21 protein-coding genes are annotated in these 25,593 nt (G+C 46.9%); 5 read left to right on the forward strand and 16 right to left on the reverse strand.

Features of this window, described 5'->3' with window-relative positions; genetic code table 11:
- Window positions 1-464: 464 nt before the first annotated feature.
- Window positions 465-1,883 (reverse strand): type I glutamate--ammonia ligase, encoded by a 1,419-nt coding sequence (glnA, locus tag Q8O92_13820; GenBank protein MDP2984392.1) that lies wholly within the window; start codon window positions 1,881-1,883, stop codon window positions 465-467.
- A gap of 671 nt (window positions 1,884-2,554) precedes the next feature.
- Between glnA and Q8O92_13825 the strand changes: the two genes are divergently transcribed.
- The 3 genes from Q8O92_13825 to Q8O92_13835 all read left to right on the forward strand — a co-directional run bounded on the left by Q8O92_13825 (window position 2,555) and on the right by Q8O92_13835 (window position 4,838).
- Window positions 2,555-3,214: a tetratricopeptide repeat protein gene (locus Q8O92_13825; protein MDP2984393.1), complete on the forward strand. Its 660-nt coding sequence runs from the start codon at window positions 2,555-2,557 to the stop codon at window positions 3,212-3,214.
- A gap of 1 nt (window position 3,215) precedes the next feature.
- Complete coding sequence (locus Q8O92_13830) at window positions 3,216-4,151, forward strand: radical SAM protein (protein ID MDP2984394.1); 936 nt, start codon at window positions 3,216-3,218, stop codon at window positions 4,149-4,151.
- A 123-nt stretch (window positions 4,152-4,274) separates the two neighbouring features.
- Window positions 4,275-4,838, forward strand: coding sequence for a hypothetical protein (locus Q8O92_13835; protein MDP2984395.1), 564 nt, complete (start codon window positions 4,275-4,277; stop codon window positions 4,836-4,838).
- A gap of 194 nt (window positions 4,839-5,032) precedes the next feature.
- Here the strand turns inward: Q8O92_13835 and Q8O92_13840 are convergent, their stop codons facing one another.
- The 15 genes from Q8O92_13840 to lepA form a co-directional block, all read right to left on the reverse strand.
- Complete coding sequence (locus Q8O92_13840; GenBank protein ID MDP2984396.1) at window positions 5,033-6,892, reverse strand: tetratricopeptide repeat protein; 1,860 nt, start codon at window positions 6,890-6,892, stop codon at window positions 5,033-5,035.
- A gap of 230 nt (window positions 6,893-7,122) precedes the next feature.
- On the reverse strand, window positions 7,123-8,421 hold the full coding sequence (gene asnS, locus Q8O92_13845) for an asparagine--tRNA ligase (protein MDP2984397.1): 1,299 nt from the start codon (window positions 8,419-8,421) through the stop codon (window positions 7,123-7,125).
- Between the two features lie 78 nt (window positions 8,422-8,499).
- Window positions 8,500-9,726 (reverse strand): pitrilysin family protein, encoded by a 1,227-nt coding sequence (locus Q8O92_13850; protein MDP2984398.1) that lies wholly within the window; start codon window positions 9,724-9,726, stop codon window positions 8,500-8,502.
- Window positions 9,726-11,810, reverse strand: a complete 2,085-nt coding sequence (locus Q8O92_13855) for a polyribonucleotide nucleotidyltransferase (protein ID MDP2984399.1) — start codon at window positions 11,808-11,810, stop codon at window positions 9,726-9,728. Before Q8O92_13855 ends, Q8O92_13850 begins: the two co-directional genes overlap by 1 nt.
- 73 nt (window positions 11,811-11,883) lie before the next feature.
- A complete protein-coding gene (gene rpsO, locus Q8O92_13860) occupies window positions 11,884-12,153 on the reverse strand; it encodes a 30S ribosomal protein S15 (protein MDP2984400.1) in 270 nt (89 codons plus the stop codon).
- Window positions 12,132-13,067, reverse strand: coding sequence for a bifunctional riboflavin kinase/FAD synthetase (locus Q8O92_13865; protein ID MDP2984401.1), 936 nt, complete (start codon window positions 13,065-13,067; stop codon window positions 12,132-12,134). The genes rpsO and Q8O92_13865 overlap by 22 nt, the downstream gene beginning before the upstream one ends.
- A gap of 41 nt (window positions 13,068-13,108) precedes the next feature.
- Window positions 13,109-13,789 (reverse strand): tRNA pseudouridine(55) synthase TruB, encoded by a 681-nt coding sequence (gene truB, locus Q8O92_13870; GenBank protein MDP2984402.1) that lies wholly within the window; start codon window positions 13,787-13,789, stop codon window positions 13,109-13,111.
- 22 nt (window positions 13,790-13,811) lie between these two features.
- Window positions 13,812-14,165, reverse strand: coding sequence for a 30S ribosome-binding factor RbfA (rbfA, locus tag Q8O92_13875; protein MDP2984403.1), 354 nt, complete (start codon window positions 14,163-14,165; stop codon window positions 13,812-13,814).
- A gap of 11 nt (window positions 14,166-14,176) precedes the next feature.
- Window positions 14,177-14,458, reverse strand: coding sequence for a DUF503 domain-containing protein (locus Q8O92_13880; GenBank protein MDP2984404.1), 282 nt, complete (start codon window positions 14,456-14,458; stop codon window positions 14,177-14,179).
- Window positions 14,459-14,471: 13 nt separating this feature from the next.
- Window positions 14,472-16,799 carry a translation initiation factor IF-2 gene (infB, locus tag Q8O92_13885; GenBank protein MDP2984405.1) on the reverse strand — a complete coding sequence of 776 codons (2,328 nt, stop codon included), beginning with the start codon at window positions 16,797-16,799 and terminating at the stop codon, window positions 14,472-14,474.
- Between the two features lie 11 nt (window positions 16,800-16,810).
- Window positions 16,811-18,106 carry a transcription termination factor NusA gene (nusA, locus tag Q8O92_13890; protein ID MDP2984406.1) on the reverse strand — a complete coding sequence of 432 codons (1,296 nt, stop codon included), beginning with the start codon at window positions 18,104-18,106 and terminating at the stop codon, window positions 16,811-16,813.
- A gap of 319 nt (window positions 18,107-18,425) precedes the next feature.
- Entirely contained in the window at window positions 18,426-19,553 is a 1,128-nt protein-coding gene (gene hemW / locus Q8O92_13895; GenBank protein MDP2984407.1) for a radical SAM family heme chaperone HemW, read from the reverse strand.
- Window positions 19,554-19,704: 151 nt separating this feature from the next.
- Entirely contained in the window at window positions 19,705-20,373 is a 669-nt protein-coding gene (gene lepB / locus Q8O92_13900) for a signal peptidase I (protein ID MDP2984408.1), read from the reverse strand.
- A 21-nt stretch (window positions 20,374-20,394) separates the two neighbouring features.
- The gene (lepB, locus tag Q8O92_13905) at window positions 20,395-21,066 is read right to left on the reverse strand and encodes a signal peptidase I (protein MDP2984409.1); all 672 of its coding nucleotides are present in this window, start codon (window positions 21,064-21,066) and stop codon (window positions 20,395-20,397) included.
- Window positions 21,067-21,330: 264 nt separating this feature from the next.
- Window positions 21,331-23,136, reverse strand: a complete 1,806-nt coding sequence (gene lepA, locus Q8O92_13910; protein MDP2984410.1) for a translation elongation factor 4 — start codon at window positions 23,134-23,136, stop codon at window positions 21,331-21,333.
- A 388-nt stretch (window positions 23,137-23,524) separates the two neighbouring features.
- Between lepA and Q8O92_13915 the strand changes: the two genes are divergently transcribed.
- Window positions 23,525-25,375, forward strand: coding sequence for a TonB-dependent receptor (locus Q8O92_13915; protein MDP2984411.1), 1,851 nt, complete (start codon window positions 23,525-23,527; stop codon window positions 25,373-25,375).
- Window positions 25,376-25,593 (forward strand): hypothetical protein (locus tag Q8O92_13920; protein ID MDP2984412.1); only part of this gene is annotated, 218 nt, incomplete at its 3' end. It abuts the gene before it with no gap.

The raw sequence follows: 25,593 nt of genomic DNA on the forward strand, positions 1-25,593 counted from the left end.
CCTCATGGAGGATAACGTCCATACCATTCGCCAGCGTGTACTTCTCAAACTTTAATTCCAGCGGCTTATCCGCAATTGCAGCCTGAGGAATAAGTCCAAGGAGAAAAAGAAAGGCTGTGAACATCCTGCAAACACGTTTCATTTCACGCCTCCTGTTTTTTTATGTTCACGGCATTTTAACAGCTTGTTTCTGCTCCTTTTTTATATAAGAACCAATATGCACGTTATAAATCTATCAAGCAAATTGTTAATTATCATTCAGACCCTGAAACAATACATGACGATATAAATAATTACGCACGTTTTGAGTGATAGATGCCGAAACAAGTTCGGCATGACACGTGTCATCCTGAACTCGTTTCAGGATCTATAACCCCAAACAACTGTTTTTATAGGGTGGGATATAAAAAAAGTGCAGCCTCAATCAGACTGCACCTCATTTTACATGTATGAAACGTTGAATTTTATAGATCATAATAAAGCGCAAATTCCCAGGGGTGGGGACGGAGCCGAATTTCTTTGACTTCATTTTCCATCTTGTAGTTTATCCAGGTGCGGATAACATCTTCGGTAAACACATCCCCTTTGAGGAGGAATTCATAATCGGCTTCCAACTCCTTGATCGCTTCCTCGAGAGCGCCCGGCATGACCGGAACAGAAGCCAGCTCTTCAGGAGGCAGATCATAGATGTCTTTGTCCAGAGGGTCGCCGGGATCGATACGGTTCTGTATGCCGTCCAGACCGGCCATGAGCAGAGCCGAGAAGGATAGATACGGGTTGCAGCTGCAGTCCGGATAGCGGATTTCTATCCGCTTGGCCTTGGGACTCATGGAGTACATGGGGAACCGTATGGCCGCTGAGCGGTTACGCTGCGAATATGCAAGATTCACCGGCGCCTCGAATCCCGGCACCAGACGGCGGTAAGAGTTGGTGGTCGGGTTGGTGAATGCCGCCAGTGCCCGTGAGTGGCGAAGCACTCCTCCCACAAAGTACATGGCCATTTCACTCATTCCTGCATACCCGGATCCGGCGAAAAGGTTTGTGCTGCCTTTCCAGAGAGACATGTGGGTGTGCATGCCGGTGCCGTTGTCGCCGAAAAGGGGCTTTGGCATGAAGGTAAGTGTTTTCCCGTTGCGGTGGGCGACATTTTTCAGGATATACTTGTAAAGGTTGGCTCCATCGGCCATCTTGACCAGGGTGGTGAAGCGCAGGTCGATCTCGCCCTGCCCGCCGGTGGCCACTTCATGATGCTGCGCCTCAACTTCCAGACCGCAGGCTGTCAAGACCTGAACCATTTCCTCACGGATGTCCTGCTGAGAATCCGTGGGGGGAACCGGGAAATATCCTTCCTTATACCGTGGTTTATAGCCGAGGTTGGGATTTTCAACCCTGCCGGAATTCCATTTCCCCTCGATGCTGTCGATATGGTAATATCCCTCATGGGAGTTCTGATCAAACCGTATATCATCGAAAATGAAAAACTCCAACTCCGGCCCGACATAAGCATTGTCTGCGATACCGGTGGATTTGAGATACATTTCCGCCTTCTTGGCGACATTCCGGGGACAGCGGGTATAGCGTTCACGGGTGATTGGATCGACGATGTCACAGATCATGCTGATCGTCTTGTATTTGGTGAAAGGGTCCATAAAAACGGTTGAAGGATCGGGAATAACCAGCATGTCGGATTCGTTGATCGCCCGCCAGCCCCGGATTGAAGAGCCGTCGAACCCGAAACCGTCTTCAAAAGCCGCCAGATCGAGTTCTTTGGCGGGAACGGAAAAGTGCTGCCACATTCCGGGAAAATCCATAAATTTCAAATCCACCGAAACAACATTTTCCTTACCCATTATTTCAAGAACATCGGCGGGTGTATGACTCATGGTAACCTCCTGAAGATTGAATGAAAATATGGGAACTTTAAGTAATTATGTAAGTAATTGCTTATTATAATGATAGATGCCGAAACGAGTTCGGCATGACACGGTCACCCTGAACTTGTTGCAGGGTCTAACAAATGATGAAGCGGCAAAAAATATTACAAAATCTTCAATTCTGTCGAAACCTCACCCGGCCTTCGGCCACCCTCTCCTAAATAGGAGAGGGTAGAAACAAGGCGCGTAACGAGTTACCCCCTCTCCTGACTAGGAGAGGGGGATAGGGGGTGAGGTTTTCAAAGTAGAGAAAGTAATAATTTTCCTTTTTTGCCGGATCATCAAAAAATATAATACAACTTTTTCACACGCCTTTTAGTTACGCACATTTTGTGCCAGATTAATAAATCATTTTCTAATATCAACAAGTGCAATCACTTGCATTAATTTCAGCAGCAAGGGGAAGTATGCCTGAAATGAACCAGGTGTTGATTTTTTAAAAAATATTGTTCATAATATGAACAATTCATAGTGTGCAGTATAGGGGAGTGCATGATTTTGTTGGGAAGCGCTGATACTTCGAGTCTTTTGTTGACTCTTTCGCTTCGCCAATGTATATTTGAAGTTTGAAGAAAGCATAAAAATGAGTCCCTTACACATATAAGGAGCTAGAAGCCAGCATGTTAAAAAAACCAAAAAGATTGACAAAAAAAGAACTGAAAAAAGACCCGTTTGTGCTTTTATCAGCCCAGGTGGTTGATTTTTTCCGGGCTGAATGGATCAAGATTGGCAGTATCGTTCTTGCGGTGGTGTTGGTATCGCTGATTGCAATATTGATTGTCAACGGCAAGAAAAAAAGCGAGATAAACGCCTATGATGCAGCATTGACTGCCCTTCAGAATAATGCGCCGGAAGCGCCGGATCTTTTAAAAAGAATTATCCAGAAATACGGCGGTTCCCGGAGCGCGGCCGACGCGCTCATTCAATTGGGCAACCGGTACTATATACAAAAGGACCTGAATAATTCGGAAAAATATTACAAGGAGTATATTGAGAAATATTCTGGAGATCCGGTATATGGTTTTAATGCGTACAATAACCTCGGAAGTATCTACGAAGAAAAGGGTGATTTCATGAAAGCTGCCCAAACATACGAACAATTCACCCAAAAATACAAGAACTCGGTGTTTGACCCGATCATGTACCTTAATGCCGGAAAAGCATATATCCAAGCCGGCGACAAAGTATCGGCTAAAAAGAATTTATCCATTATTGCTCAGAGTTTTCGCGATTCCCGTGAAAAAGAAGAGGCCCTCTACTACTTGGAATCATTAAATTAGTGTGAATAAAAAAACAGCAAATCCAGGTTATCTGGAACTCTCTGCGACCGGTGAAATTGATAAGATAGTAGAGATACTGAAGAATATCTATTCTACATGCTGTCTTTGCCCGCATGCATGCAATGTCGATAGAAACTCCGGAGAAAAAGGGATTTGCCGTTCAGGAAACATGCCGGTAGTTGCCAGTTATAACGTCCATCACGGCGAAGAACCCCCCATAAGCGGCTCCCGGGGTTCCGGCACAATTTTCTTTTCCGGGTGCACCGGACGGTGTATATTCTGTCAGAATTATCCGATCAGCCAGTTAGGCTCAGGAAATGAAGTAACGGAAGATTGTCTCGCGGAGATGATGCTTGAACTTCAGGACCGGGATTGTCATAACATTAATTTGGTAACTCCAACTCATTTCGCCCCATCAATTGTGGCTGCAATTCGCCTTGCGGCCTCGAAAGGACTGAGATTACCGATTGTATATAACACCAGCGGGTATGAGAGGGTCGAAATACTACGGCTTTTGGACGGTATAGTCGATATCTATCTTCCGGATGCCAAATATTCATCGGATACACCTGCGCAGGAGCTTTCCGGATTTAAAAAGTATGCCGAGAAAAACCGTACTGCACTACTCGAGATGTACCGTCAGGTTGGAAATCTCCAGATACGCAGCGGGATTGCGGTAAGAGGTTTGCTGGTTCGTCATCTGATTCTGCCCGAAAACCTTGCCGGTACTGATGAAACGCTGAAATATCTGACCAGTGAGATTTCTCCCGATGTTTATATCAGTCTTATGGATCAGTATTTTCCCGCATACCATGCTCTCAACCACAAATTCTTGTACCGAAGGGTAAATAGTGATGAATATATGAAGGCTTTGCAGTCATTTGATGATAATGGCCTGCATAACGGCTGGATTCAGGAACATATAGAAATGGCATAAATCAGTACTTTAATCCATCATGCACACCATTCCGTCCGAACATCAAATATGGCAGTAACATATTGAGCTATGCCGGAGGATAGGGTTGCACACCGCTTACCAAGTTCCATAAGGGAGGGAAAAATGCAGAAACCTCAACTCTCAGAAGAGGAAAAAATTGCAAGGAAAGTAAAGATACGGCGAACAATATCCTATATTTTAGGTATTTTCGCTGCAATTGCTATTATTACTTTCATCATCTTTGCAATGGGAACCAAAAAGAATATTAACACCAAAACCGCCATGGACAGCCAGGAACTCCGGAGCAATCTGAAACGGATCATCAATTTGGAAAACAAATACTTTTCCGAAAATGGTACATATGCCAGTTTCAATTACCTGATAAGGTCCAAAGAGCTCCCGATGTACGACCCGAATCTTGATGGTAATTTTAAATATAAGTTCGATGCGAAAACTGGGATCGCAACCGGGATGGAAAAAGACGTCGATGTGAATACTGACAACGATACTTCAGATGGTCTTACGCTTTCGGTAAAATGGGAAGACGATGTGACCAAGGGATCACATTTTTTCTGGACAGACGAAGACAAAGCGGATTTCAAACAAAAAGCTGCCGAACCGGCTAAACCGGCTACTCAACAGCCCGCCGCAGCACAACCTGCGGCTTCAGGGGGAGAGAAAAAGTAAGCAATTATATTATTTTTTCACATGGGGATAGTTTCCAGGCTATCCCCTTTTTATTTGGAAAAGACATCTATGGAAGAAATGCTCAAATATCTGCTTATCGCACTTTTTGTTGGCGGAGCTGTTCCCATATTCATTTCCTATTTTTCGAGAAAACATCAAACCAGGCGAACGAAGAAAAAAGAAAAAAATCGCAATCACTGACGACTTACCGCCGCGCGTATTGTCTGAGCCAGATCCTGGTTGATGGATATTCCCCGAGATTCAGCTTGCAGCAGTATTTGGTATGCCAATGTGATGTTTCCTAAAAGAAACTGAGCTATCGCCATGTTATTCAATATTATCCGTTCATTTCCCCCCCGCTCTGACGCTCTGTTCAGGCACTCAATCGCCTTACCGTATTCTTCTTTCGCAATCATCACATTGCTCAGTTCTTCATAGGGCAGGGGATTCATCGGATTGATTCGCACAGACAGACTTAATTCCCTCTCCGCTTCATCCATACGGTTAAGTTTTTCCAGCACGATTCCAAAGTCTGTATGCGCATCAGCAACCTGCGGCGATGTTGCCACCGCCCGTGCATAATATTGTGCTGATTCTTCATATTTGCCCTGATCATATAACCGTTTCCCATATCCTCTGAGCGCGGGCTCATAATCGGGGAGTATTTCCAGTGCCCTTCGGAAATAACCCATGGATTCCTGAGCCGTTTCCTTTTTTCCGGTGAGATACCCTAAGTTACACAGTATTTTTACACTATCGGGTGAATTCTTCAGATCGGTTTTGAAAAGGGTATAATCATCGTACCAGGCCATATTCCTCACCACAGTTTTTACTGCGAAAAGAGCAAGTAGTAAAACAAACACAACAAGTACCGGGATACGCAAAGTTTTAAGATATTTTGAAAAGAGAAAACCAAGAGCGAGTGATAAACCGGCTGAAGGCAGATACATGAGACGTTCACCCATGATGGTGCCGATTGGGAAAAGAATATTTGAAACAAGGATGTACGGGAAGAAAAACAGGAAAACAGCAATGAGATAGACGGGATATCGATTCCTGAAATGCAGCGCTACTGCGGTTATACCGGCAAGGATACCGATTCCTGCTATGGGTTTAAAATGCAGGATCGATGATAAAATGGGGATCTGATTATACGAATAATCAGCCGTCAGATGGACTGGAAAAAATAAAAGCATGAAATATCGGTACAATACACCGCATGCCGTAAAAATACGTTCCCCGGGTGCAGCGTGATAGAGGGGATTGTCCACAAAATCCGGCACCAGACCTGCAGTAGTGTTTCCCAAGATCATCCAGCGGATAATGATGTAGAATACTATCGTCAGTCCCAGGGCGAAATATTTTACAATAGTAAATGTATTTCGCATTGGCCTTTTCAGTATACTGTCTGTCCCCAGGAGTATAAAAGGAAACATCACCGCTGTTTCCTTTGAAAGAAGCGCAGCAAAAAGAAATATCGAAGCGGCAGCTATCGAAAAAAATCGTGCCCGATATTTTTCCAGAATTATCCAGGCCAGAAAAAGAAAAAAAACGAACAGTAATTCCGGCCTTCCGGCAATATTGGCCACTGCTTCCGTATGAAGAGGGTGGAAAGCGAATATGAATCCTGAAGCGACGGCAGCAGGAACATTTTTAATAATAAGGAGAACGAGAACTCCAAACAATACCGCATTCAATGCGTTCATGGTTACATTGAGAATATGAAATGAAAATGGGTCGGGCTTTGCTCCATGTGCATTCACAGCGTAGGAAAGAATCACCAGCGGCCGGTATAAGCCATCTCCGGTAAAACCGGCGCCGGCGCGATAATTGGATGAGAATATCTCTTTCAGAGATAGTGAATGGGACAGAATTTTGTTTTCAACGATAAGGCTTTTATCATCGAAAGCGAATTTGTTGTGTAGACTGTTTGCTGAGAGAAGCCATGCGGAGCAAAAAATGGCTGCAAACCAAAGGATTGTCTTGACGGAATATGTGGAGATTTTTTTCATAAGATTGAATAGGCTGTAGCCTTGGAAAGGAAAGTGGCTCATATATATTATTCGCATAATATATCTTATGTAAACCAACCATCATTTGGTTGAATCATTTCTTAATTTCTTGGCAAGTTTCCATAAAATCCGGGTGCTCTATACCGATAACTCTTAAAAGGCTTATGAAAATGTTGGCTTTTATTCTCATTATAGATCCTGAAACGAGTTCAGGATGACGTCATGCCGAACTTGTTTCGGCATCTATCAATTAAACCATGTATCCTTAAGATTCATGGTCTGATGCGATCCATCAGCCTGGGAAACGGTATGGTTTCACGGACATGTTTTAAACCGCAAATCCATGCCACTGTTCTTTCGATTCCCATACCGAAACCAGCATGCGGAACCGTACCGAATTTACGGAGATCAAGATACCACTCGAATGGCTCCACATTCAAACCATGTGCATGAAGTTTACCCAGCAGTCTATCATAATCGTCCTCACGCTGGCCGCCGCCGATAATCTCTCCATAGCCTTCCGGTGCAATCATATCGCAGCAAAGGGCAACTTCCGGGCGAATGGGATCTGCTTTCATATAAAACGCTTTACTGGCTGAAGGATAGCGATGAATAAAAACCGGACTTGAAAAGTTCCGGGAAATAACCGTCTCCTCGTCCCCGCCGAAATCATCGCCCCATGCAGTCGGAATGGTATTTTCGTTAAGAAGCTTTACTGCTTCGTCATAGCTGATTCTGGGAAAAGGAAGGGAAACCTTATCCAATTGACCGATATCCCGCTCCAAAACCTCAAGTTCCGCGCGATTATTTTCCAACACGGTTTTAACGATATGCATAACAAGATTCTGTGCCAGATCCATATCCATATCCAGATCAAAAAAAGCAGCCTCCGGTTCCACCATCCAGAACTCGGTAAGATGACGGCGGGTCTTGGATTTTTCCGCACGGAAAGTCGGGCCGAAAGAATATACCCGGCCTAACGCCATTGCCCCGGCTTCGTTATAAAGCTGGCCGCTTTGGGTAAGGTAAACGTTCTCTTCAAAATACCTTGTTTCAAAAAGCGTGGTCGTCCCTTCGCACGCCGCAGGCGTAAAAATGGGGGTATCAAACAGGATAAATCCCTGATTGTCAAGAAAATCTCTCACCGCTTTGATTATGGCGGCCCGCACACGGAGAATGGCGACCTGACGGGATGAGCGCAGCCAGAGATGGCGTTTTTCAAGAAGAAACGCAATCCCATGCTCCTTCTGAGAAATGGGAAATTCTTCGGATGGTATCTGGATAGGCTCAATATGAGTGACTCCAATTTCATATCCCATTTTTGAACGGCTGTCGCGTCTGATAATGCCGTCAATAATTAATGATGATTCAAGCGTCAGCTTTTTTGACATATCGAATATTTGTTCCGCCACATCACCTTTGAAAATGACGCATTGAATGACGCCAGTTCCATCCCTTACCTCGATAAAAATAAGTTTTCCACTCGATCTGATATGCGTTACCCAACCCATTATACGGACCGGGCCTTCGCTGATTATTGGAATATGTCGTATGAGATCATACTCTATCATCTGTTCCTCCATGTTGTCATACAACCTATGGTAACTTGTGAAGATTCGAAACAAATATTTTATATAATGTTATTTATTTTAATATGTTACAACAACTGTTTTTAAATTGCAGATATCGAATATTTCCACTGCCGCTTCTTTGATCTGGGCGGTGGTGACTGCATCAATCTGGGCCATCGTGTCATTGATGTTGTAATAGGTATCTAAGAGAATTTCCTGTTTTGCCAGACGGCTCATACGATTTGCCGTACTTTCCAGGCTCAATACCAAGCTTCCCTTTAATTGCGACTTGACGCGCTTAATGGTGTCTTCATCTATAGCTTGTTCCGACATTCGATTGTACTCTTCAAGTATTAATTCCAGCGTCCGATCTAAATTCTTTTTTTCCGTCGCTGCATATGTCGTTATAAATCCCAGCGACTGAAGCAATTCCACATATGAGTAAATAGTATATGACAAACCGTGTTTTTCCCGAATACTCTGGAAAAGACGGCTTGACATGCCGCTTCCAAGGATGGTGTTGATAAGCCAGAGAGCGGTACGGCGCTCGTCGGCATATCCGAATGTTCTCCCGCCGATGCACAGGTGCGATTGCAAAATATCCTTCTGCAGGATGATTTTTGAATCATTATTCGGCGTAACTTCCTGTTTGGCAACGCATGCATTGGATTCATTAAATCTAAAACAAGAAGATACCAGCTCAATAAGTTTGTCATGTTCGAAATTTCCTGCCGCTGCAATCACGATATTATGGGTAGTGTAATGGAGTTTCATATACTCCAGAATGCCGGGCCGCTGATAGTTTTCTACCGTTTCGAATGTCCCCATGATCGGCTTAGCCGCCGCATCGGGATTAAGGACGCAATCGCCGAATATATCCTGAACGAGCTCTTCCGGTATATCTTGCGATGAGCGGATTTCTTCAAGCACCACCAGCTTTTCACGCTCGATTTCATCAGGTACGAATAGCGAATTGCATAGTATGTCGGAGAGCACATCCACTGCCTGGACGAGGTGTTCGTCAAGGACTGCCGCATAATAGCATGTCATATCACGGGAAGTGAAGGCATTCAGCGATCCCCCAAGCGATTCAAGTGAATCGGCTATATCGAAAACAGTTCGCTTTTCCGTACCCTTGAACAGCATATGCTCGATGAAATGCGCCATACCCATCTCTTCAATTGTGTCAGTCCGGGAACCGGCATTTATCCAGACACCAAGAGAAACGGAGCGAACATAGGGAATTCGCTCCGTGACAACCTTCAATCCGTTTGGGAAAACGGTTTTTTTTACCAGGCTATCCATCAGGTATTAACCGGCATCGCTTGCTTGCGGCTGCATTTTACTTTACCCTGATCGTCGATGCCGATCACTTTACAATCAATGACATCTCCGACTTTTACTACATCTTCGACTGTTTTTACCCGGTGGTGATCCAGTTCCGAAATGTGAATCAGAGCCTCCTTGCCGGGCATGATTTCAACAAAGGCGCCGAAGTTTGTGGTGCGTTTTACCGTTCCTTTATAGATTTTCCCTATTTCCGGCTCTTCCACCAGGGCAAAAATCATATCGTAGGCAGCCTGACCGGCGGTCATGTCAACCGCCGCAATCACCACCGTGCCGTCATCCTCGATGTTGATGGTTGCGCCGGTTTGTTCCTGGATACCTTTGATCGTCTTGCCCCCCTGCCCTATCACCGCGCCAATCTTATTTACCGCGATTTTCATAGTGATGATGCTTGGAGCATATTGTGAGATGCTTTCACGGGGAGCGGAAATGGTTTTATTCATGATGCCAAGTATGTGCTCACGTCCATCTCTTGCCTGGCCGAGAGCTTCGGACATGATGTTCATGGTAAGGCCGTCGATCTTGATATCCATCTGGATAGCAGTGATACCTTGAGCCGTTCCGGCGATTTTAAAATCCATATCCCCAAGATGATCCTCATCGCCGATAATATCCGAGAGAACGACATACTCATCGTTTTCCTTCACCAGCCCCATGGCGATTCCGGCTACTGCGGTCTTGACAGGTACTCCGGCATCCATGAGAGACATCGAGCCGGCGCATACCGTGGCCATGGAGGATGATCCATTGGATTCGAGTATGTCGGAAACAACCCGTATGGTATAGGGGAAAACCTCTTCAGAGGGGATTATAGGAGCTATTGATGTTTCGGCAAGGTGTCCGTGGCCGGTCTCACGGCGGCTGGTTCCCCGAAACTGGCGTACTTCCCCGACGCTGAAAGGCATGAAGTTGTAGTCGAGCATATAGCTTTTGAAGCTGGTGCCTTCAAGGTCCTCGATCATCCGCTCATCCAGCTTCGTTCCGAGAGTTACCACAGAAAGAGACTGGGTCTGCCCCCGGGTGAAGAGAGCCGAACCGTGCGTGCGAGGCAGAACACCCACTTCACACGTTATGGGACGTATCTCTTTCATGGACCGGCCGTCAATGCGTACATGATCCATGAGAATCAAATCGCGCATTACTGTCCCTTCAACCTCTGCCAGCGCCATTTTAAGCTTGAGTTCGCAATCAGGGTATTTTTCCGCGAAGGAAGCGCTGAGATTCTGATATATGTCAGCCATCGCATCATGACGGGAATGTTTATCCGCAATCAGGATGGCCTTTTTGATATCCTCGTAGTACGTTCCCTGGATGTCGGCTGACATTTCATCCGCCGGAAGATTGAGCACACATTCCATAGGCGGTTCCGTGATTCCCTCGCAGAATTCGCGCTGGAGATCGCATATCTCGCGGATATAGCCTTTGGCGAATTCCAAAGCGCCGATCATGATATCTTCAGATACTTCCTGGCCGCTTCCTTCCACCATCATGATATCGCTGTCTGAACCGGCAACCACGATATCGATCTCGCTTTCCGCGAGCTGTTTGAATGTGGGATTAATGATGTACTCACCGTTGATATATCCAACATGTACCCCGCTCACCACCTTTTTCAGAGGAATCGGAGATATGGCGCAGGCAGCCGAGCTGCCGATCAGCCCCAAAACATCCTGATCGTTTTCCTGGTCTGCGGAGAGAACAGTGACAATTATCTGTATCTCATTGCAGAATCCTTTCGGAAAAAGAGGACGGAGGGGACGATCTATCTGTCGGGAGCTGAGAATCTCCTTCGTGTTCGGTCTTCCTTCTCTTCGGAAAAAATTCCCGGGGATTTTTCCGATGGCATACGATTTCTCACGGTATTCTACAGTCAGAGGCAGAAAATCCTTGTTCGTATCGGAGCTTCTGTCCACACAAACCGTTGCCAATATTGTAGAATCACCGTATTTCACCACCACAGCCCCGTCTGCTTGTTTTGCCAGTTTTCCGGTTTCGAGAGTGAGAAGGTGATTTCCAATTTGTTTACTTACTGTTTTATTCATAGAATTATTCTTGCTCCATACGTGTATAGATGCCGAAACAAGTTCGGCATGACACCTGTCATCTGGTTTTTATTTATTTCCGGATTCCGAGTTCTTTTATCAGTGAGCGATATACCGAGACATCCGATTCTTCAAGGTATCTGAGAAGCCTGCGCCTCTTCCCTACCAGCTTCAAGAGCCCCAGACGGGTATGATTATCCTTGGTGTGAGTCTTGAGATGCTCGGTAAGGTCTTGAATACGGTAGGTTAAAATCGCCACCTGCACTTTGGAATTGCCGGTATCTTTGGCATCGGCGCCGAACTTTTCGGTGTACTCCATTTTCAGCTCTTTCGTAATGGCCATTGCTGCTTCTTCTCCTTTTTATCAGCGTATTTATGGTTGATTTTCTTTGTGATTTCGATGTCTCTCTTTATCTGTTCCACTAATGATTCCGGCGAGTCAAATTTTATTATCTCCCGCAGCCTGTCGGAAAAACCGATGTGAAGTTTCTGATCGTACAAATCGCCGGTATACCCGGGAATATGTACTTCGATGGCTTCTTCAGTCTCGCCGAATGTTGGCCGCGGGCCTATCGCGATCAACGCGGAAAGCCGCTTCCCATCAAATTCTACCCACCCGGAATATACACCGGCAAGGGGAAGAATTTTCTCAGGATCTTCCAAAAGAAGGTTTGCGGTCTGAATTCCTATCTTTTTTCCCATTCCCAAGCCATGGATAACTTTCCCTCTTAAAGAGTAATCCCGGCCGAGGAGAGTCGAAGCCGAACGGACTTTCCCCTCCTGAATCAATACGCGTATGGTGGTACTTTTCACAATTGTCCCGCCGCGAACCACAGGTTTCACAATCTCCAGGCAAAAATTCAATTTTCTTGAATACTCACGGAGCTCTTTTGTAGATGCCTTCCGATCCTTGCCGAAACCATGATCATAGCCGACAATGAAGCAGGCCATTCCCAGGCAGTCGATGAAGTAATCTTTCATGAAACGATCGGCGCTCATTTGCGCAATCTGTTTGGTGAAAGTGAGGATAAAAGTACTGTCAATGCCTGCTTCCGCGAATAGTTCCATCTTCTCGGCCTGAGTGGTCAACATACCGGGAGAAGCTTCCGGGTTCAATACCGCGGCAGGATGCCGGTCGAACGTAACGACCACCGCTTTTTCGCCGGTTTTTCGCGCATGTTCGACTACCCGCTGTAAAATGTGTCTGTGCCCGATATGAACACCATCGAATGTTCCCAGCGTTACCGTCGAATGCATTCCACAATAAGGTCCCGAAGATGAGAAGTCCCTGTATACATTCATACTGTTGTAGGCTCTTCCGCTACCGGTTTGATCAGTTTAAAAACATCTTCGGCGGGCGCGTGTACAATCGAAAGAAAATCGACCGCGACATCTAGTGTGTATTTACCGCAGGCCGTCCGCGAGAGAGCCGAAAGGTGCGCCGGACAGCCCGCCGTTTCTCCCAGATTATGGGCGATCGCACGAATATACGTTCCCTTCGAGCATTCTATATCTAAAACAATCCTGGGAAATTCATCCATGCTCGCACTGATGGAGCTGATGAATATTTTCCTGGGTTTTCGTTCTACGGTTTTCCCGGACCGTGCAAGCTGATAAAGCTTCTTACCTTCCACTTTGACCGCTGAGTACATCGGGGGCAGTTGCTCCGATGCTCCCTTCAGGTTATATATGCACTTTTCCAGGATTGCCCGATCAACCTGCGCCGCATCGCCAACCGCAGTGGTTTCACCGGTTCGATCATAGGTATCGGTCGATCTCCCGAAGGTTATTTCCGCCCGATATCTTTTGGTATCCTGTTCAAAAAGACGCGCCAGGCGGGTGGCCTTTCCAATGAGGAGAATCATCACGCCGGTGGCCATCGGATCGAGAGTGCCGGTATGGCCGACTTTTATTCCCCCCAGTATTATCCTCGTTTTTTTCACTACATCATGTGAAGTCCAGCCGGACGGTTTATTCACAATAAGAATTCCGCCCGGGAATTCACAATTTCTGCTTATTGATTTCATCGAAAAGCTTGTCAATATGCATTCCATGTACAGTCGAAGAATCATATGCAAACGAAAGCATGGGAATCCGCTTCAGAACAACCCTTTCGCGGAGGCGGGCGCGGATGAAGCCTGTGGCGTTGTTGAGCGCATCGATACTTGATTGCACATCTGCCTCATCACCGAGAACGCCGAAAAATACCTTGGCGTTTTTCAAATCTTTGCTCATTTCCACCCCGGTCACGGTCACCATGCCAATATGGGTGTCTTTCAACTCGAACTCGATAATCTCTGAAATTTCTCTATGAACAAGATTGGATACGCGGTCAGAACGATTAAATCTATGCATACCCCACCCACTTATATGTAATTAACCGTTGCTTCAAGAACTTCCACTCGTCGGTCGCCATGAACAAGGTTCATCACATTACCCATTATACTGTCAATATGGCGCGTTTCATTTGATACAGCCGCTACACCCAGAGATGCACGCTGCCATTTGTCACCATTATCGACTTCGGCGACCGAAACGTTGAAACGGCTCCGCAGACGATCTTTGATGCTCTTTATGGCAAACCGTTTGGATTTAAGGGAAGCGCTTTCCGGTATGAAAAGTTCTATGCGTAAAATACCAACCACCATATTTTACTTCCCCTTATAGCGTCCGTGCTTCTTCGATCATTTCGATCGATTCGAAGATATCGCCCAGCTTGAAATCATCATATCCGACAATGCTGATCCCGCATTCATATCCCTGATTCACTTCTGATACATCTTCCTTGAAGCGTTTGAGGGATCCGATTTTCGTGGTATATACTTCGATATTATCCCGAATCAATCGCACTTTGTTATTGCGTTTTATTGTCCCGAAAGTTACATAACAACCGGCAATGTTCCCGTATTTAGGTACCCTGAACATGTTCCGTATCTCAGCGGTGCCTATTATTTTTTCAGTGATTTTCGGCGCCAAAAGACCGCTCAAAGCGTTCTTCACATCGTCCAGGACCTCGTAAATAACCTCATAAAGCTTTATCTCCACGTTCTCATTTTCTGCCAGGGCCCGGGCCGCATGGGTCGGGCGGATATGGAATCCAATGATGATCGCCCCGGAAGCCGCGGCAAGGAGTACGTCATTTTCATTGATTCCTCCCACTCCCTGGTGAATAATCCTTACCCTCACTTCCTGATGGGTAATTTGCGAGAGAGAATCGGAAAGCGCTTCCACCGACCCATCGACATCGGCTTTGATGATCAGGTTCAAATCCTTGATCTCCCCATCCTTGATCTTATCGTAAATATCGGAAAGGGTAATCCGTTTCAATCTCCGGAAATCCTGCTCCCGTTTCATGACACGGCGGCGCTGGGCGATTTCACGCGCTTCCACTTCACTATCCACTATATGAAAAGTATCCCCCGCTTTTGGCACTCCGTCCATGCCAAAAATGAGCACAGGCTGTGAAGGTCCGGCGCTGGATATCCTTCCGCCGAATTCATTGACCATCGCCCGGACGCGGCCGGTGATCATTCCGGTGATGAAGGAATCTCCGACATGCAGGGTGCCGTTCTGGATCAGCACTGTGGCCAGAGCTCCTCGCCCCCGATCAAGCTTGGAATCAATGATCACCCCGTTAGCTTTTTTGGTCGGGTCGGCTTTCAATTCAAGGATCTCCGCTTCGAGAACTACCTTCTCCAGGAGCCTTTCGATATTAACTCCCTTTTTGGCGGAAATCTCCTGGCACTGGAACGAACCGCCCCAGTCTTCCACGAGAATGTTATGCCGGGATAGATCGGATCTGATCTTTTCAGGATCAGCCCCAGGAAGGTCAATCTTGTTTATGGCGATTATGATGGGAACACCCGCCGCTTTGGCGTGGTCAATGGCTTCGATGGTTTGCGGCATGACGCTGTCGTCCGCCGCAACCACCAGAATTACAATATCGGTTACCTGCGCCCCACGGGCGCGCATGGCTGTAAACGCTTTGTGACCGGGTGTATCGATGAAGGTGATTTTCGGGCCTTTCGGGAGGGTAACCGAATAAGCGCCGATATGCTGTGTAATGCCCCCAGATTCACTTCCGGTAATATTGGAATTGCGAATGCGGTCGAGGAGGGAAGTCTTACCGTGATCCACATGTCCCATCACGGTAACCACCGGCGGGCGGGGAATTTTCTTTTCTTCCTCTTCTTCTTCGCGTTCACGGGTTATCAATTCGTCTTCGGCATATTCGCCCAGCTGTTCTACCGTGAAACCGAATTCATCGGCCAAGAGTACAATGGTATCCATATCCAGCCGTTGATTGATGGAAACCAGCATCCCCATCTGCAGGCACTTGGCCACCAGGGCATTGACCGGAACCCCCATCTGAACGGCCAATTCAGCGACAGAAACATACTCGCTGACCTTAACAATATTCTGGTCTTCTTCTACTGCATCCTTTACCGCGCGTCTGGGATGAGATTTCTTCTGTTTACGTGTATCTGTGCTGATGCTGACCAGGGTTTTTTTGAATGTATCCTGCACCACCGCCATATCTACTTTTTTCTTACGTTTACGGGATTTGGCGCGGCTTTTCTTTTCTTCGAGATATTCCTTCTGGGTTTTTGGGGAACGTTCCTTCAGGCTGGCCTTTACCTTCTGGACTGGCCTTGCTTTCTGAACTGGTTGGGCGGCTTTATGCTCTTCCGTCTCAGGTTTCTGCTGTCTTCTTCTTTTTTTTCTGCGTTTGGAAGGAGCAGGTTTTTCGACCACACCTTCGGGAACTTTTTTTTCTATCGCATCGACAATTTTGGTTTTCTTTTCTATATCTTTAACTGCAGCCTCATGTTGTTTCTCAAACTGACGTTTTATATTATCATGCATTTCATTTGTGACAATACTCATATGACTCTTAACATCGAATTTTAATTCTTTCAGCATAGAAACAAGAGCTTCGGAGGAGATATGAAAGTCCTTGGCTACCTGATACACACGTTTTTTTTCCATGCTTCTCCTCTCTACATACCGGCTCGCGCGGTCCGTTTGGTTCGCTCATTCATATATTTTTTCGCCATGGTAATAAATTTTTCGGCGGTTTTGGGGCCTATACCCGGTATCTGCACCAGGAAGCTCTCATCAGCGGCGGCAAGATCTCTTATCGTTTTTATACCATGATTGTTCAGATTGTAGACAGTCTTTTCACCCAAACCTTCAAGGTCGATCAGTAAGCCGGCTTCTTTGGTTTTTTCGGATTCACGCTGGAGGAACTGGCTCTGACTGATGATTTCGACATTCAATCCGGTAAGCTGACTGGCCAATTCAGCGTTTATTCCGCCTTTGCCTATGGCGAGTGAAAGCTGGTCATCATCAACCACCGCAGTCAGTTTCCCATTAACACGATCAACGTCTACTCTCTTGGCGACTGCCGGGCTCAGCGCCCGTGCCAGATACGTTGAAATGTCATCGCTGTATTGAATGATATCGATACGTTCATTGCTTAGCTCTTTCACAATGCCCTGTACCCGTGAACCCTTGATTCCCACACATGCTCCCACCGGATCAACATGCGGATCGGTTGAGTAAACCGCTATCTTGGAACGTTCACCGGCCTTCCTGGCCACCCCTTTGATCTCCACCACGCCCTCATATATTTCAGGAACTTCAATTTCGAACAGTTTGGCCAATAATTTCGGATCGGTACGGGAAAGGATAATCTGCGGCCCCTTGGCATCGCGTTTTACATCTGCAATAATGGCGCGTATAGTATTACCCTGGTGGTATCGCTCACGGCGAATCTGATACTTCTGGGGTACAATGGCTTCAGCGCGGCCAAGATTTACATAAATATCACCGTGCATAACCTGCTGTACGTTGCCGGTAACCACTTCATTTATTCTCTGACGGTAGTCCTCGTACACACGGTCACGCTCGGCTTCCTTGACCTTCTGAATGAGGCTCTGTTTGGCCGAATGGATGGCATGCCTGCCGAATTCTTCGAAACGGAGCGTTTCACGGACTTTTTGGCCGATTTTTGCCGATGAATCAAGCTTTTTTGCATCCTTCAGGGTCAGCTCGTGCGTGGAGTCTTCAACTTCCTTGACTACGTCCCACTCGGCTTCCATCGAAATCGCACCCGTATTTAAATCAATATTTACCAGAATGTTGTCGGAATTTCCAAAACGCTTTTTAGCGGCGCTGAGAAGGCCTGCTTTGATCGTTTCGGCAATAAGCTCGCGATTTACATTCTTGTCACGCGCTATTTGTCCGATCGCTTCCAGTATATCATATCTTTGTGTAATTTCGGCGCCCTTCATGAATAGATCTCCAAAAAAAACACAGGGTTTTATTATTCATTATCCTTCTATTATTCGATGGCAGCCATCACAGTATATAATCAAAAGAGTGAGCCGCCTTACAGCCCACTCTTCCCAGACCTATAAATTATGAAAATATATCAAACTATGCAAGGGCTTTTTTATATAAAACAAATATTTCGACGCTCTTTAAAAGGCTTGTGAACCATGTTTAATTAATAGATGCCGAAACAAGTTCGGCATGACACGTGTCACCCTGAACTCGTTTCAGGGTCTAAATAATCATACCACTTTTTCACAAAACCTGATACATCCGGAATCAGTATAAATCCGCCGCAATTTCAGAAAGAATTTCATCAGCGATCACTTTACCGCTGACGGTTAATCGAACATTTCCCCCACAGTCGCGTTCCATAAAACCGCTTTTTACCATCATATCCACTTTTTCATTAAAAGCATGACGGTCGATCAGGGTATCGCTGATGATGTCGCTTACCTTCAATACGCCGACCCTCAACGAAAGCATGAGCTGTTCCAGCACCCTCTTCCGGCTGTCAATCACTTCGAAACCCAGCACAGGGTCAATTCCGGAGGCGCAGCGTTCCACATACTCCGCCGGATCGGAAACATTCCAGCGCCGGATATCTCCATCGAATGAGTGTGCAGATGCGCCGATGCCCAGGTAAGGGGTGAAATTCCAGTATCCCCGGTTGTGAATGCACTCGAATTCCGGGCGGGCAAAATTCGATATCTCATACTGGCTAAATCCATTACTCGTCAACGTATCCGTGGCGAGCAGATACATGTCCGAGGTTTCCTCCGGATCGGGCAGAGAAAGTTTATCTTCAAGCGCCAGGGTATAAAACCGCGTGTCCTCTTCCATGCTGAGGCTGTAACAGGAAACGTGTTCAACCTCCAGCTCACATATCCGTTTTAGCGAATCCTCCCACATATGCATTGTTTGTCCCGGTACTCCAAACATCAGATCGACAGATAGGTTACGGAAACCAGTCCGTCGAGCCATGGCGACAGACCCTACAGCCTGCCTTACGGTATGCAGCCTTCCAAGCTGGCTAAGGATAGCGTCATCAAGTGACTGAATACCGATGCTTATCCGGTTGATTCCTATGCGGAGCAACCTTTCAAGCCACATTTCCGAAAGAGAATCGGGATTCGCTTCCACCGAGCATTCCGCAGTATCCCTTAACGGAACATCGCGCAGCATCCGCTCGATACAGCTCGCAGGAACCATCGAGGGTGTCCCTCCGCCGATATAGAGCGTTTGCGGAATATCGGAAAAAATGCCGGTGCTGCGGAGGTTTATTTCAGTAAATACCGCATCCGCATACGATTCCATCATCGCTTCAGCATGGGTAATACTCATGAAACTGCAATAGGGGCATTTCCGCCGGCAGAAAGGGAGGTGAATATAGAGGCCGTACTTCATGATATTTTCCGCAGTAATACTCTAATACGGTTCATTTAAACAACAACCAGCATTGTGAATAGGCACTTCGACAAGCTCAGTGCCCGCTGGCGCTCAGTGCCCGCTGGCTGAGCCTGTCGAAGCCAGCGCTAAAACCGTATTGGATTTACCTCTAACGGATCATGGCAAACAATCTGTCCCAGCGAATCCGGTGTGCAACATCATAAAGAGGAGTATCCTGGTTCCAGCTCCAGTAGAGGAACTCAGCCTTTCCTCTTATATTCTCTTTCGGTACAAAGCCCCAGAATCTGGAATCATTGGAGTTGTCCCGATTATCTCCCATCATGAACACCATTCCGGGAGGAACCCTGGTTAAGGGAAAATTGTCCCGCTTGTTAAACTGTGCAGGCAAGATACTGGGATCAATAAATTTGGCGTGCGCGGGCAGTTTCTGCAAAACACCGTCAACAAATATCTCCTTGTTGCGGATTTCCACAGTCTGTCCGCCTACCGCAATACATCGTTTAATGAAATCTTTGGAGGGATCCTCGGGATATTTGAAAACAATGACATCCCCGGGTTTGGGGTCCCGAATTTTCATAACAATTTTATTGGTGAACGGTATTTTGATACCGTAGAGAAATTTGACCGCTACCAGCTGGTCTCCTACCATAAGAGTATCTTCCATCGAGCCGGACGGTATCTTGAAAGGCTGAATAATGAATGTCCTGATCAGCGCCGCCAGAAGAAACGCAATTAGGATAGGCTCTATCCAATCTCTGCGTATTTGGTTAAAACCGCCTGATTTTTGTGGGATGGCGGATAATTCCTTTAAATCCACAACACCTCCGGGAGCAGGTCGTCACCTTATTTGTGTAAGAAGTCGATTCCAGCGGACTTTATAAATCAGATTATAGAACGGTACAGTATTATCCCAGCTCCAATACAAAAAGAGCGCTTTCCCCTTGACATTCTCCATCGGCAGGAAGCCCCAGAAGCGGGAATCGTAGGAATTATCACGGTTATCCCCCATCATGAAGAGTTTTCCATCGGGAACTTTGAATGGCCGTATATTATCGCGCTGGCCCATCTCAGCCCCCTCCGGTATGACCCGTAAATCGGTTATCTTGGCATGTTTGGGCAGGGGCTTCAAAACACCTTCGACAAACACCTGGGCGTTGCGAATTTCTACAGTCTGGCCGCCGACTGCGATACATCGTTTAATCAAGTCTTTCTTTTCTTCGACCGATTTGAAGACGATAATATCATCGGGCCGGGGATCCCTTATCTTCCATATTACTTTATGAGTAAATGGGATTTTGGTGCCGTAAAGAAACTTTACCGCAAACAGATAATCGCCGACAAGAAGAGTATCTTCCATGGAACTGGAAGGAATTTTAAAATTCTGGAAAAAAAACATTTTTATAATAGTCACTAGAATTACAGCAATCAATAAAGGTTCTATCCAGTCCTTGCGAAATTTATGGAATCCTTTGTAATTCTTGTTATTGGTGTTTTTTTCCGAAGAATTCAAACTACCCTCCTGTTTTTTTATAGATGCCGATATAAATTCAGCATACATCTGAACTATACACGACGATATAAATAATTGCGCATGTTTTGAGTGTTTATATCCTGAAACGAGTTCAGGATGACGCGTGTCATGCCGAACTTGTTGCCGCTTCGCGGGAACGATGAAACCGTTTCGGCATCTACATATATGATCATGAACCTTATCTAATGACATACCCGGATAAAAATTAAACTGAAAATTATACTCTTAAACAAAGGAATGGTTTCAATCTTCAACTTTCAATACCGCCCAAAAGGCCTCCTGCGGAATGCGTACCTGCCCCACCTTTTTCATCCGTTTTTTACCCTCTTTCTGTTTTTCAAGGAGCTTTCTTTTACGGGTGATGTCGCCGCCGTAACATTTGGCGGTTACATTCTTACGGAGGGCCTGAACAGTCGTCCGGGCGATGATCTTCGCCCCGATGGCAGCCTGGATAGTTACCTGGAACATCTGCCTGGGAATAAGGTGTTTCAATTTGGATGCAAGCCCGCGGCCGACAAATTCTGCTTTATTACGGTGCAGGATTGCGGAAAGTGCATCGACCGGCTCGCCGTTTATGAGAGTATCGAGCTTGACTACATCTGCCTCGCGATATTCCAGGAATTCGTAATCGAATGAGGCATACCCTTTGGTCACACCCTTCAGACGGTCGTAGAATTCATAAACGATCTCGGCAAGAGGAAGATCATAGATCATGTTGACCCTTGTAGGGTCGAGATACTCTGTTCGTTTGAATATACCACGGCGATCCTGGGTCAATTTCATAATTGAACCGATATACTCATTGGGGGTGACAATCTGTGATTTCATGATTGGTTCTTCTATATGATCCACTGATGCCATATCGGGAAACCGCGCAGGATTGTTCACAAACTCCGCATGGCCGTCGCGAAAAACTATACGATAAACCACTGAGGGCACAGTATTGATGATGTCAAGTCCATAATCCCGGTCCAGGCGTTCCTGCACGATTTCCATGTGCAGCATGCCGAGAAAGCCGCACCGGAATCCGAATCCGAGGGATACTGAAGTGTCCGGTTCATACGTGATGGCGGAATCATTCAGGGAAAGACGTTCCAAAGCATCACGCAGGTCATTGAAATTCTCGGGATTCTCAGGGTACATGCCGCTGAACACCATCGGCTTCGGTTCATGGTAACCGGGAAGCGGGGCATCAGCCCGGCGTGAAGCATGGGTGACTGTATCCCCCACTTTGATGTCATGAACGTTCTTGATGCCGCAGATCAAATAACCTACTTCCCCGGCGCGGAGCTCGGCGATGGGAATTTTCCCCATCCGGAAAAAACCGACTTCGAGAATCTCCCAGTCACGACCGGTTCCGAACATGTATACCTTGTCGCCCTTTTTAACTACACCATCGACAACTCGTATGTAGGCGACCGCCCCCCGGTAAATATCGTAATCCGAATTGAAAATGAGCGCTTTAAGCGGGGCAAGTTCACTTCCTGTGGGCGCCGGAATTCTTTCCCGGACAGCATCGAATATCGCCTCGATACCGATACCGTTCTTGGCCGAGCAGCGTAATATATCATTCTCCCCGACATCCATCAACTCCATGATCTGTTTGGTGGTTGACTCGATCTGCGCCGAAGGGAGATCGATCTTGTTTTCTATGGGGATGATGGTGAGATTAGACTCAAGGGCCAGCCAGAAATTGGAGATGGTCTGGGCCTCAATTCCCTGGCTGGCATCCACGAGCAGGAGAGCGCCTTCACAAGCCGCCAGGCTGCGCGATACTTCGTAGGAAAAATCCACATGCCACGGAGTATCGATGAGGTTCAAAATATATGTTTCGCCGTCTTTGTAGGTATATTCCATGCGAATTGCATGGCTGCGGATGGTAATACCCCGCTCACGTTCCAGATCCATATCGTCGAGAACCTGCTCCTTCATCTCCTTTGAAGACAGGGTGTGACTCTGCTCCAGAAAACGGTCGGCCAGGGTGGATTTGCCATGATCGATATGCGCTATAATGCAGAAATTACGGATATTTTCAGGTTTAACTGACATTGAGCTCCAGTTCCTGCAACACAAGTTTAGCTACCTAAAATAAAGAAAATAGGAACGAAAGTCAAACTGCAAATGAGTATGGAGAAAAGAAGGCAGAAGGCAGAAGTTTGAAGGCACAAGGTATATGGCATCTGTAGAGGCAGCCTTTAACCCGGTTATGCGGTAGTACGCACTTATCGATCATGGCAGATGTTCTTTCGCCGAATTCTGAAAGTTTTTTGTAGCACGAAAAAAATACTTGTGCTACGACATTACGAACGCTATATTGTGTTACGAATAAAATTATCGTAGCATTATTCCTGCCCCGATAAATGTATAGGCACACGTATCGAGCAGCGGGAAAAAAGCCTGTTATCGGTGTCAACAACGTGGAAAGGGGGTTTGCAGCATGAACCACAAATTACTGTTTCTTGGGTTAATGAGTATAGTTGCGAGTCACGCGGTCTCGGTTTTTTCGCAAGAGGAAAAGGGTCCTAAAACGTTTATACTGGATGAAATTGTCATAACGGCGACCAGGACAGAGCGGTTGTTAGACGATGTTCCGCAGGATGTGAATGTCATCACCAAGGAAGAGATTTCCAAAACCAACGCCCAGACCGTTGGCGATCTCCTGAAATATGTCCCGGGATTGAACGTGAGCACGTCCGAAGATATGCCGGGACAATCGACCTATCAGGCTACCCTCCGTGGATTGAGCATGGACAATGGGTACGGTCTGGTGCTCATTGACAGTCAGCGGGTGAAAGGCCGGGGTATGGGCGAATACGGGAACGGTCTCAACCAGATTCCCGTGGAGATGATCGAACGCATAGAGATCGTGAAAGGCCCTGGCTCGGTGCTGTATGGCAGCGACGCGATAACCGGGGTGATCAACATCATTACCAAACCGGTGACGGACACGGAACGCCTCGACCTGTACGCCAATTACGGCTCCAAGGAAACGGCCCGGGAGGGATTCACCTATAGCAACCGTGTCGGGAAAGTTGGCTTCCGGACAAGCGGGAGCATGGAACGAACCGCCTTAGGCACGTTCGAGGGGCGTTACCTAAACAACCGGTTCAACTATCGGGCCGGAAAAATGTCCTATACCATGGATATTGACCTCAGCCGTATTACAACGGGATCTAATATCGAGCGGAGAGTCAAGTTCGCGCCGGAGATAAAAGCAGACTTGGGCGAGGGGGCGACCTGGGTAACGAAAGGGTACTGGTATGACTGGGATTTCTTTCAATCATCCCGGGATGGCGATATCATGTATGGCCAGGCGGAAACCCAGTATACCCGTCTCCTCGCGTTAAAGCACAGACTGACCGCGGGAGGTGAATTCCTGCGCCAGGGGCTGGATTACGTGTATAAAGGCGCTGACAGTGATAAAACGAAATGGCCGCTCCTAGACAAGGACGTCGATACATGGAGTCTGTACGCCCAGGATGAATGGTTGGTGGTCTCGCGGGTATTTCTCGTGCTGGGTGCACGGTTCGACCATCACTCTTCCTACGGAGGTGTGGTCAGCCCAAGGCTCAGCGTGTTGTTCGACATAACAGGTGATACCCGTCTGCGGGCTTCAGCCGGCAGAAGTTTCAAATCTCCGACGATCCGGCAGATTTTCTATCCAGCGCCGTTTCTCCACTCTTCAACGCAGTTTATCATCTCCAATCCCGACCTGAAACCCGAATACGGAACCGGGTTCACGCTCAGTCTCGAACACTCTTTCAGCCAGGAGCTCCTCGCCAACATTATGGTCTACCGCAACGATATCAAGGACATGGTGAAATCGCGCGACACCGGGGAAATGTTCAACTACGTACCTCTGTGGACCTATGAAAATATCTCCAGAGCGCTCACGCAGGGTGTCGAAGGGGAGGTTAAATTCCAGTTGCCAAAGGGATTTTACGGCAGTTTCAGCTTCGATTACACCGATACGGAAAACAAGGACACGGGAAAGAAACTGACCCTGGTGCCGGATCATACCGAGGGGCTTCAATTGAATTACCAGAATTCCCGATTCGGGATAGGTGTCGAGTGGGGAATAAAATACTTCGGGCCAACATACACGGATGAAGACAACACGAAGAAGCGTGATGGGTATGTCATGGCGGAGGCAAAAATCCGTAAAACCATCACACAGCGGACGAGTGTCTCCGTTGAGGGTGACAACCTGTTCGATACCGATTACGGCGATCCAGCGACAAGTCGGCTGGAAAGAACGTATTTCGTGAAATTCAACCTGAATCAGTGATTGGCAGGCGGGCATCCGGCAACCGGGCCGGATACCCTTTTCCTTAAGGCAGCCGGTATACGCCCCGGTTCGGACCGATTGGCGGCTGCGACCGGACTAAACGTTTTATCTCTTTTCAGAAAGGGTATCACCATGAAAAAGCTGCTCGTTATCTTTTACGGGATTCTTTTCTGTGGAAACGCATCCGCCCATCAATACTGGTTGATGGTGGATAATTT

This window comes from Candidatus Latescibacter sp., from assembly GCA_030692375.1.
Classification (GTDB): domain Bacteria; phylum Latescibacterota; class Latescibacteria; order Latescibacterales; family Latescibacteraceae; genus JAUYCD01.

Bases quoted from the DNA above. Each gene is read 5' to 3' on its own strand.
- rbfA (MDP2984403.1), bottom strand. From the start codon at position 14,165: ATGCATAGATTTAATCGTTCTGACCGCGTATCCAATCTTGTTCATAGA.
- infB (MDP2984405.1), bottom strand. From the start codon at position 16,799: ATGGAAAAAAAACGTGTGTATCAGGTAGCCAAGGACTTTCATATCTCC.
- asnS (MDP2984397.1), bottom strand. From the start codon at position 8,421: ATGATAGAGTATGATCTCATACGACATATTCCAATAATCAGCGAAGGC.
- Q8O92_13850 (MDP2984398.1), bottom strand. From the start codon at position 9,726: ATGGATAGCCTGGTAAAAAAAACCGTTTTCCCAAACGGATTGAAGGTT.
- Q8O92_13915 (MDP2984411.1), top strand. From the start codon at position 23,525: ATGAACCACAAATTACTGTTTCTTGGGTTAATGAGTATAGTTGCGAGT.
- Q8O92_13855 (MDP2984399.1), bottom strand. From the start codon at position 11,810: ATGAATAAAACAGTAAGTAAACAAATTGGAAATCACCTTCTCACTCTC.
- lepA (MDP2984410.1), bottom strand. From the start codon at position 23,136: ATGTCAGTTAAACCTGAAAATATCCGTAATTTCTGCATTATAGCGCAT.
- Q8O92_13835 (MDP2984395.1), top strand. From the start codon at position 4,275: ATGCAGAAACCTCAACTCTCAGAAGAGGAAAAAATTGCAAGGAAAGTA.
- glnA (MDP2984392.1), bottom strand. From the start codon at position 1,883: ATGAGTCATACACCCGCCGATGTTCTTGAAATAATGGGTAAGGAAAAT.
- Q8O92_13840 (MDP2984396.1), bottom strand. From the start codon at position 6,892: ATGAGCCACTTTCCTTTCCAAGGCTACAGCCTATTCAATCTTATGAAA.
- hemW (MDP2984407.1), bottom strand. From the start codon at position 19,553: ATGAAGTACGGCCTCTATATTCACCTCCCTTTCTGCCGGCGGAAATGC.
- nusA (MDP2984406.1), bottom strand. From the start codon at position 18,106: ATGAAGGGCGCCGAAATTACACAAAGATATGATATACTGGAAGCGATC.
- rpsO (MDP2984400.1), bottom strand. From the start codon at position 12,153: ATGGCCATTACGAAAGAGCTGAAAATGGAGTACACCGAAAAGTTCGGC.
- Q8O92_13865 (MDP2984401.1), bottom strand. From the start codon at position 13,067: ATGCATTCGACGGTAACGCTGGGAACATTCGATGGTGTTCATATCGGG.
- Q8O92_13880 (MDP2984404.1), bottom strand. From the start codon at position 14,458: ATGGTGGTTGGTATTTTACGCATAGAACTTTTCATACCGGAAAGCGCT.
- Q8O92_13825 (MDP2984393.1), top strand. From the start codon at position 2,555: ATGTTAAAAAAACCAAAAAGATTGACAAAAAAAGAACTGAAAAAAGAC.